The sequence below is a fragment of the Oceanisphaera sp. genome (genome assembly GCF_052084945.1).
GTDB lineage: Bacteria > Pseudomonadota > Gammaproteobacteria > Enterobacterales > Aeromonadaceae > Oceanimonas.
Genome location: NZ_JBQDEX010000049.1, coordinates 1 through 8721, shown reverse-complemented (window position 1 = coordinate 8721; position 8721 = coordinate 1). Strand labels below are relative to the sequence as shown.

Annotated in this window: 9 protein-coding genes; all 9 read left to right on the top strand. The window is 47.7% G+C overall.

Annotation, left to right across the window (positions count from 1 at the left end; all coding sequences use genetic code 11):
• Positions 1-594: 594 nt before the first annotated feature.
• The 9 genes from ACTHY5_RS06340 to flhB all read left to right on the top strand — a co-directional run bounded on the left by ACTHY5_RS06340 (position 595) and on the right by flhB (position 8280).
• Complete coding sequence (locus ACTHY5_RS06340; protein WP_441877873.1) at positions 595-2655, top strand: flagellar hook-length control protein FliK; 2061 nt, start codon at positions 595-597, stop codon at positions 2653-2655.
• Positions 2656-2716: 61 nt separating this feature from the next.
• Positions 2717-3190, top strand: coding sequence for a flagellar basal body-associated FliL family protein (locus ACTHY5_RS06335; protein ID WP_441877871.1), 474 nt, complete (start codon positions 2717-2719; stop codon positions 3188-3190).
• A 7-nt stretch (positions 3191-3197) separates the two neighbouring features.
• Complete coding sequence (gene fliM, locus ACTHY5_RS06330) at positions 3198-4256, top strand: flagellar motor switch protein FliM (RefSeq protein WP_441877869.1); 1059 nt, start codon at positions 3198-3200, stop codon at positions 4254-4256.
• Positions 4253-4681 (top strand): flagellar motor switch protein FliN, encoded by a 429-nt coding sequence (gene fliN / locus ACTHY5_RS06325; protein WP_441877867.1) that lies wholly within the window; start codon positions 4253-4255, stop codon positions 4679-4681. The genes fliM and fliN overlap by 4 nt, the downstream gene beginning before the upstream one ends.
• On the top strand, positions 4681-5055 hold the full coding sequence (fliO, locus tag ACTHY5_RS06320; RefSeq protein WP_441877865.1) for a flagellar biosynthetic protein FliO: 375 nt from the start codon (positions 4681-4683) through the stop codon (positions 5053-5055). The genes fliN and fliO overlap by 1 nt, the downstream gene beginning before the upstream one ends.
• Positions 5042-5827: a flagellar type III secretion system pore protein FliP gene (gene fliP / locus ACTHY5_RS06315; protein ID WP_441877890.1), complete on the top strand. Its 786-nt coding sequence runs from the start codon at positions 5042-5044 to the stop codon at positions 5825-5827. The genes fliO and fliP overlap by 14 nt, the downstream gene beginning before the upstream one ends.
• A complete protein-coding gene (locus tag ACTHY5_RS06310) occupies positions 5827-6096 on the top strand; it encodes a flagellar biosynthetic protein FliQ (protein ID WP_441877863.1) in 270 nt (89 codons plus the stop codon). Before fliP ends, ACTHY5_RS06310 begins: the two co-directional genes overlap by 1 nt.
• A gap of 258 nt (positions 6097-6354) precedes the next feature.
• Entirely contained in the window at positions 6355-7143 is a 789-nt protein-coding gene (fliR, locus tag ACTHY5_RS06305; RefSeq protein ID WP_441877861.1) for a flagellar biosynthetic protein FliR, read from the top strand.
• A complete protein-coding gene (gene flhB / locus ACTHY5_RS06300; protein ID WP_441877859.1) occupies positions 7144-8280 on the top strand; it encodes a flagellar biosynthesis protein FlhB in 1137 nt (378 codons plus the stop codon). It begins immediately after the preceding gene.
• Positions 8281-8721 lie beyond the last annotated feature (441 nt).

Genomic DNA, 8721 nt, shown 5'->3' with positions numbered 1-8721 from the left:
CGATTGAAAAACTGTTAGAGCGCGAAGCTGAGCGCGAGCAAATTGAAAGCAATCGCCAAGAGCAAAAAATGATGGATAATATGGCTATTTATCGCTTCTATCAGCAAAAAAAACGTTGAGAATAAAGCTGTCAGCTGGAAGTTAAAGAAAAACATTAAACTCATTTGTGAGGTATGAAGCGTGAGGAGGATGAGATAAACCTTTTTGCTCCGCAAGAAGTGCCGCTATTTAGTGTCGTCCACGTCTTCTGTGTATCTTAGCCTATTTACTTACCGCGTTGTTATGGCTTCTGTTGGGGCGATTTCAATCGACTAAAAACCATAGCAAGGCCTAAAGAGGTCGTATAAATTTCATCCTAGCTCGGGGTAGATGAGTATTACAGCTGTTATTTATTCGGCTGCGCCAAATTTAGCAGCTAAAGCAGCTACTACAAAAGGCGGTGAGAGCTCCCCAAGGAGTGGTGCTTTTGTTTAGTTTAGCGCAGCTTTCACTTCTGGTTCAATTATTGCATTGTTTTAGCTTGGTAGGCGAGAGAGTTGGCAAGGTTGCCAGTGGCTAACGGCTAAGCTGCTAAATTAATGGGGTGGTTTTATTATGACAATGAACATCATGTCGGTACAGGCTCAGGCTGGCCAAGAAAAGGCAGGTAAAGCTGCGGATGCGCCGGCGGGTAAAGAGGCGGGCATGTTTGCTGAGTTATTTACCCAAGAAACTGCTTCACAACAATCAGCTCTGGCCAGTGAGTCATCCTCCTCTGCTAAGCTTGAAGGAAAGCCGTCAGAATTAGCGCCTGATATGCAGGTAATAACAGACAAAGCCGAGGCAGAGGCAGAGGTTGATACCGACGCCGACGCTAAGACTGATGCTAAAAATGAAGACGCTGAAACAGACGAACTAGCCACCGCGAAAACTCATACTCCTAACACAGAGGCGGCCTCTCAACAGGATGGTGAGGATGAGCAAGCGTCTGCTTTATTGGCAACGCCTATTCAGGCCGCCATGGCCAACAGTGAACCTTCAACTCACGCTGCTTCGCCTGAGCAAGCAGCTCAGGGCGCAGGCCATACCAAAGCTGGATTGGGCGGCAATTCTTTGCCGCTGGCCAATGAAGCTCAGGCTCAAGCGGGCGATAGCGAAGGGGCTGATGATGAGAAAATTGCTAGTGCAGACAAGCAAGCCACTACAGATAAGCAGGCCACTGCAGACAAACAAGCGACTACGGACAAACAAGCAGAGAGCTCGTCGGCGAGCCTAAGCGCTAAGTTAGATCAAAAAAGTGAGCGGGCCGATAAAGAGACAGGGCAGGCTGGCAAAAACACCGGTGATACGGTTAAAGCTGAGTCGCTAGCATCTACTGCTGGTGCCAGTAAGGCGCCGGCAGATCCTACTAACAAGGTAACTCAGAGACAGCCTCAGGCCACAACCTTACCAGGCCAAAGTGCGGGGGCTAGCTCATCCCAGGGGCAAGAGTCATTATCAAATAACGCCCCCACTGCTACAAAAGAGCCAGCGTCTGAGGCGGACTTTCAGCCCACGCGTTTAGCCCAAGCTGTTGCGGGAGCCACAAAACCCCATGCTGAGGCAACTCAACCAGCGAGCTCTTCTGATGGCCCAAAAGCAGCGGCCAGTGGCACATCCGCGGATGCAGCAAAGATATTGGCTGATGCGAATATATCAGTTAGTGGACAAACTGATAGTGATAAAGCCGCTATACAAGCTCAAGTGAAGGCTGCTGAGGTGACCAGTGGTACATCGGCAGCGCAAATACGGGCGCCGGAGTGGTTAGCACAAATTGAACATGGTCGGCGCTGGTCCCAGTCACCCGAAAGCAGTGTGAAGCAAGGGGCTGATGGCAAGTCGGTAGCACTAGGTGAAAAAGTAGCCTTAGAAGTTAAAGACACGCCTGTGTTATCTGAAGAGCTAAAAGCGGCATTAAGTGATAAAAACTCAGAACAAGCCCCCGAGCTTTCTTCTGCTCAGTTATCGAGTGGCCGCCTTGCAGATGCCAGTACTCACCAACAAACCATAACTCCCCCAGACGCAGGCCTAATGGCAACTGCGCGTGAGGTAAGCCCTCAATCTCTTGGGGCTGAGCGAGTGCCCACGTTAGATAAAGCGGTATCTTTACAAGGCTCTGCTGAGCAAACGGCCAAACAGTTGGCGCAACAAGCTCAGGTGGTGGTAAGTCAAAATCTGCAAGAGGCGGATATTAAGCTAAATCCGTCTGAATTTGGGGCGATGCGAATTCAAGTAAAAATTGAACAAGGTGAAGTGCAGGTGCAATTTGTGGCCAGTCAGCCTCAGGCTCGCGAATTGATGGAGCAGGCAATGCCGCGCTTGCGTGAAATGTTAAGTCAGCAAGGTATGCAGTTAAACCAAGGGCAACAACAAGGTCAGCAGGGGCAACAAGGCCAGTCAGGACAACAACAGCAGCAATTTACTGGGCAAACGCTGAGTCAGAGCGGGCAGCAAGCGCAACAAGGCTCTCAACAGCAATCTCAGCAAAGACAATCAGGTGATGAGAGCAATAATCTTGGGGGGACATACACCGCGCTCGGGGCAAGAGAGGGAGAAAACGGTCACATAGATATGGCTGGTGGCGCGTTAGCACAACGCACTGCACAAGATACCAGTAGAATAGATTATTTTGCATAATAAACGGGTAAACTAGGCGCCTTGGCAAGACCTAATCGCTTATCAGAATTCAAGGAATCGTATGGCTGACGATCTCATTATGCCCAAAGTGGCGTGGTATAAACGTAAAGTTGTTTTAATTTTAATTGCTGTGTTGTTGCTAGGAGTTGGTGGCGCTGGCGTATGGTTTTTAAAACCGTCAGGTAGTGCAACAGAGGCGCCGCCAGTGGTGGATAATCAGGCGCTGTATATTGGATTGAGTCAGCCTTTTATTTTTCCTGTGGTGGCAGGGCGGCGTGAGCGGTTAGTACAAGTAGAAGTACAACTTATGGTGCGGGGTAATAAAAACCAAGCTGAGGCTCAACGTCATCTACCTTTACTTGAAAGCACCTTGCTTGAGGTGTTTAGCGGCCAAAGTGCTGATAATTATATTACTGCAGAGGGTAAAAAAACCGTACGTAATGAGGCAGTGAATGAACTTAACGCTGTGCTAACCGAAGAACTGGGCACTTCTTTAATCGAAAAAGTGCTGTTTACCAGTATCGTAATGCAATAGGTGAATCGTGAGCGATCTATTATCTCAGGATGAAATTGATGCCCTGTTACACGGGGTGGATGATGTAGAAGAAGAGGCGGAAAATAGCGCTGGCGGCGTTGCGATGTTTGATTTTTCTTCTCAAGATCGCATTGTGCGTGGGCGTATGCCAACGCTTGAAATGGTGAATGAGCGCTTTGCCCGCCACATGCGCATTAGTTTATTTAATATGATGCGCCGCACCGCCGAAGTGTCGGTGAATGGCGTGCAAATGATTAAGTTTGGTGAGTATGTTCACTCACTGTTTTTACCGACCAGTTTAAATATGGTGCGTTTTCGGCCGTTAAAAGGTATTGGCTTGGTAACCATGGAAGCGCGCTTGGTGTTTATTTTGGTAGATAATTTTTTTGGTGGTGATGGCCGCCATGCCAAAATAGAAGGGCGTGAGTTTACACCTACCGAGCGCCGAGTGATTCAACTGCTGCTAAAGCTGGTGTTTGAAGACTACAAAGAAGCGTGGGCGCCGGTAATGGATGTGGAGTTTGAATATTTAGACTCTGAAGTAAACCCAACCATGGCTAATATTGTAAGCCCCACTGAAGTGGTGGTGGTAAGCTCGTTTCACATTGAATTAGACGGCGGCGGCGGTGATTTTCACGTTACCCTGCCCTATGGCATGTTGGAGCCCATTCGCGAATTGCTTGATGCGGGTGTACAAAGTGATAAAGGCGAAAATGATTTGCGCTGGGGCAAGGCGCTACGCGACGAAATCTTAGATGTAAAAGTAGATATGTCGGTGCGTTTGCTCGAAAAAGACCTGCTATTGCAACAGATTATGGAGCTGCAAGCGGGGGATATTATTCCTATTGATATGCCTGAGCATTTGTTGGTGTCGGTGGAGGAGTTACCCAGTTTTCGTGGTCAATTAGGACGCGCGGGTGAAAAAATGGCGATACGTATTAGTGAAAAAATTAAAAAGCCAGAAACCGTTAAAACTGAGCTTAATGAAGTCACACGCCGCGGCATACGCATTGACGGTGAAGCAGAATTAGAAGAGTTAGAAAGAACCATTGAGGATGCGCCATGAGTGATGAGCAAAACGAGATAGATGATGTGTGGGGCGAAGCCATGGCTGAGCAAGAAACCCAAGACGCCCAAGCGGATGCTGGGGATTCAAACGCCGATGATGCCAAACCCGTGGAGCTGGATGATTTTAATGCCTCTGCCGATAATCCGTTATCGGGGGAGGAACGGCGTAAGCTCGATGCCATTTTAGACATTCCGGTTACCATTTCTATGGAAGTGGGGCGTACGCAAATTAGCATCCGTAACTTATTGCAGTTAAATCAAGGCTCTGTGGTTGAGCTAGATCGCTTGGCCGGTGAGCCTCTCGATGTGATGGTAAACGGCACCCTCATTGCCCATGGTGAAGTGGTGGTAGTGAATGATAAGTTTGGTATTCGACTGACCGATGTGATCAGCCAAACTGAACGTATTAAAAAGTTAAAATAATGCCGCTATTATTTATCTTACTGCTGTTGCCCCAATTGGCTTTTGCTCAAGGGCCCGAGGTGAACTGGGGCTCTTGGGGGCTGTCATCTTTGTTGGTGATTGGCCTTATTTTGGTACTGGGCTGGTTGCTACGCCGTTTGCGTGGTGCCTCTTTATTGGGTGGTAGCCGACAGCTTAAAGTGGTGTCTTCGCTGGCGCTTGGCCAACGTGAGCGGCTAATGGTGGTACAGGTGGGAGAAGAGCAGTGGCTGCTGGGGGTTACTGCACAACAGATTTCTGGCTTGGGCAAATTAGACACACCGCTTGCCCCAGAGCAGGCCACTTTTTTATTAAACAAACGGGGCAAGGGGACGGTTGATGATGAAGCGCCTTAACGGGGTATCTCCTCTATTGACCTCTATTTTGCCGCTATTATTAGTGATGGCAGTTTGGTTGTTATGGTCATCACCTGCCATGGCGCAGCAGGGCATGTCGGCGGTAACCGTTACTACCAATGCCGATGGTAGTGAAGAATATAGCCTAACACTGCAAGTATTAGCGTTAATGACGGCGCTGTCTTTTTTGCCCGCGATCGTCATTATGATGACCTCTTTTACACGGATTATTATTGTACTGTCAATTTTACGACAGGCGATGGGCTTGCAGCAAAGCCCAAATAACCAAGTATTAATTGGTATTAGTCTTTTTTTATCGTTTTTTATTATGTCGCCGGTGCTTGATCGGGTGAATAATGACGCTTTACAGCCTTACTTATCGGAAGAGATCACTTCAAAAGAAGCCTTAGTGCGGGCAGAGGTGCCGGTGCGCGACTTTATGTTGTCGCAGACGCGGGTTAAAGATCTCGATACCTTTCTTAATATTGCGAATATACAGGTAGATAGCGAAGCAGAAGTGCCGTTAAGAGTGCTAATACCGGCTTTTGTAACCAGCGAGCTAAAAACGGCGTTTCAAATTGGCTTTATGCTATTTTTGCCTTTTTTGGTTATTGACTTGGTCGTTGCCAGTATTTTGATGGCGATGGGGATGATGATGTTATCGCCGATGATTATTTCATTACCCTTTAAGCTAATGTTGTTTGTGCTGGTTGATGGCTGGAACCTGATTATGGGGACATTAGCTAATAGCTTTGGCTTAGGAGTGGGATAATGAGCCCAGAAGTCTTTGTTGATATTTTTCGCAGTGCATTGTGGTTGGTTACTGTATTAGTGTCGGCCGTTATTTTGCCCAGTCTTTCTATTGGGTTAGTGGTGGCGGTATTTCAGGCCGCTACGTCTATTAACGAGCAAACTTTGAGCTTTTTGCCGCGCTTGTTAGTGACCTTAGGGGCATTAGCAGTGGGGGCTCATTGGGGCTTTAGTATGCTAATGGACTTCTTTTTTGAGCAAATAGCACAAATACAGCAGGTAGTAGGTTGACTGACAGCTATCAGCCGTAAGCTTGAAGCTGGAAGTTAAAGAAAAACATTAAACCTACAAAAGACGGTGTATGTCTTTAGCTTACCGCTGCCCGAAGGGCTCAGATACCGGGGCGAGCCCGGTAAGACGGCTAAAACCCAAGGCTAACCCAGTGAGGTGTTGTTCTTTAGCTGGGCGCTCGGCGCTGTTTTTAAGCCGTCTTCCCGACGAAGGTCAGGATCTGCTCTTTAGCTTCTCGCTTTTTCTAAGAGGAACCGCGTGAACTTTTCTACTGAACAAATATTATTGTGGGTTGCCAGTTATATTTGGCCGTTATGTCGTATTGCCGGCATGATGATGACCATGGTGATGTTTGGTGCCAATTTAACGCCTATGTTTACTCGGTTACTGTTGGCGGTGGCCATTACTGTTGCAGTGGCTCCGGTATTACCCATAATGCCTGATGTTGCCTTATTCTCGGTGGGGGGCTTTTTGATAACGGGGCAACAGGTATTAATTGGCGCCGCCGTGGGGTTATTGTCTCAGTTTTTGCTACAAACCTTTGTAACCGCAGGCCAAGTGGTGGCCATGCAAACCAGTTTGGGGTTTGCCTCTATGGTCGACCCGCTTAATGGTCAATCCACTCCTGTAGTAGGCCAGCTTTATTTAATGCTGGGCACCTTATTGTTTTTGGCGCTAAACGGCCACCTTGTAATGATTGAAGCCATTGTGATGAGCTTTACTACCTTGCCAGTTTCTATGAGCGGTATTTCGGTGGCGAGCTGGCAAAATTTGGCTGGCTTATTAAGCTTGATATTTTATGCCGCCGTGGCCATGTCGTTGTCGGCCATTGTCGCCATGCTGCTGATTAACTTTACCTTTGGCATTATGACCCGAGCTGCGCCTCAACTGAACGTATTCAGTATTGGTTTTGCGGTGAGCATGGTATGTGGGTTGTTTATTTTATGGCTGACTTTGGGCGGTTTTTTAGGTCATTTTGAAAATCAGTGGGTACGCTTACAGTTAGTGATGTGCAATACCTTGTTGTTAACCTGCGAAGGGGGCTAAATGGCAGAGTCAGAAGACGGTCAGGAAAAATCCGAACTCCCCACAGAGCAACGCCTTCGCCAGGCTCGAGAAAAAGGCCAGATTGCTCGCTCTAAAGAATTAGGTACCGCCGCTGTGCTAATGAGCGGTGCTTTGGGCTTAATTATGATAGGGGGGCCGTTGAGTGAGGCGATGTCGACGGTATTTAAGCGTAGCTTTACCATAGAACGCGCGGCGTTATTTGATCCCGAATCTATGATGCCTGCCTTAGCCAGTGCCATATTTGGCGTAGGCTTGCCCTTGTTGGGGTTATTTTTGATTGTGTTAGTGGCCGCCTTAGTGGGGAACAGTTTGCTGGGCGGAGTGAATTTTAGTAGCCAAGCCATGATGCCCAAGCTCAATAAAATGAGCCCTGCTAAGGGGTTTAAGCGCATGTTTGGCGTGCAATCTATGGTGGAGTTGTTGAAGTCGGTGGCTAAGGTGGTGTTTATTGCGACTTTATCTATATCGATACTTATGGGGCAGTTTGAGAATATTTTAAGTTTAAGTGGTGAAACCTTAAATGCAGCCATGGTGGATGCTACCGAGTTGGTAATGCATATGGGGCTTTTGCTGTGTATGGCCTTGTTGCCCATTGTGGCCATTGATGTGCCGTTTCAAATTTGGAACCACACTCGCCAGTTAAAAATGACCTTACAAGAAATTAAAGATGAATATAAAAATACTGAAGGCAAGCCGGAAGTAAAAGGGCGTATTCGGCGTATGCAGCAAGAAATGGCCAACCGACGTATGATGGCCGATGTGCCGGATGCGGATGTGGTGGTGGTGAACCCCTCGCATTTTTCGGTGGCACTGCGCTACGATCAATCAGCCCCTGGTGCGGCTCCGACTGTTGTTGCTAAGGGCATGGATGAAGTTGCCCTTAAAATTCGTGAAATTGCTCGAGAGTATGAAATTCCTGTTATTTCATCACCGCCTCTTACTCGTGCTATTTATTTTTCTACTAAAATTGGTGGCGAAATTCCCGATGGTCTGTTTGTGGCGGTCGCCCAAGTATTAGCGTATGTGTTTCAGTTAAATAACTGGCGCAAGGGCAAAGGGAATAGACCTAATCCATTAAAAGAAGACTTGCCAATACCGGATGAATTGAAGGTTTAACAACCCCTTCGGGAGCTGCCTAAGCCCCTTTGGTGAGCTGTCAGCCGTAAGCTATCAGCTGTCAGAACAAGCAATACGCTTTACGTTAAGAAAATCGCGGTTTTGCTTTTTCGTACCGCGCTAGGCGTAAAGCGTATTGCTCTCTGTGGGATGGATTGCCGCGTCGTTGCACTCCTCGCAATGACCCAAAGGCAATGTTGAATGTTGGATTTTGAATGTTGAATTAACTGACAAACACTTAACTCTGCTTTCGCCCTTACGCTGTCATTGCGAGGTACGAAGCAATCCATTCCAAAGAAAGCGCGACGTCTAAGGTTGTACACTATACGCTAACGATAAAACGGGTTGGTTTTTTCGTACCGCGCTAGGCGTATAGCGTATCGCTATCTGTGGGATGGATTGCCGCGTCGTTGCACTCCTCGCAATGACCCAAAGGCAATG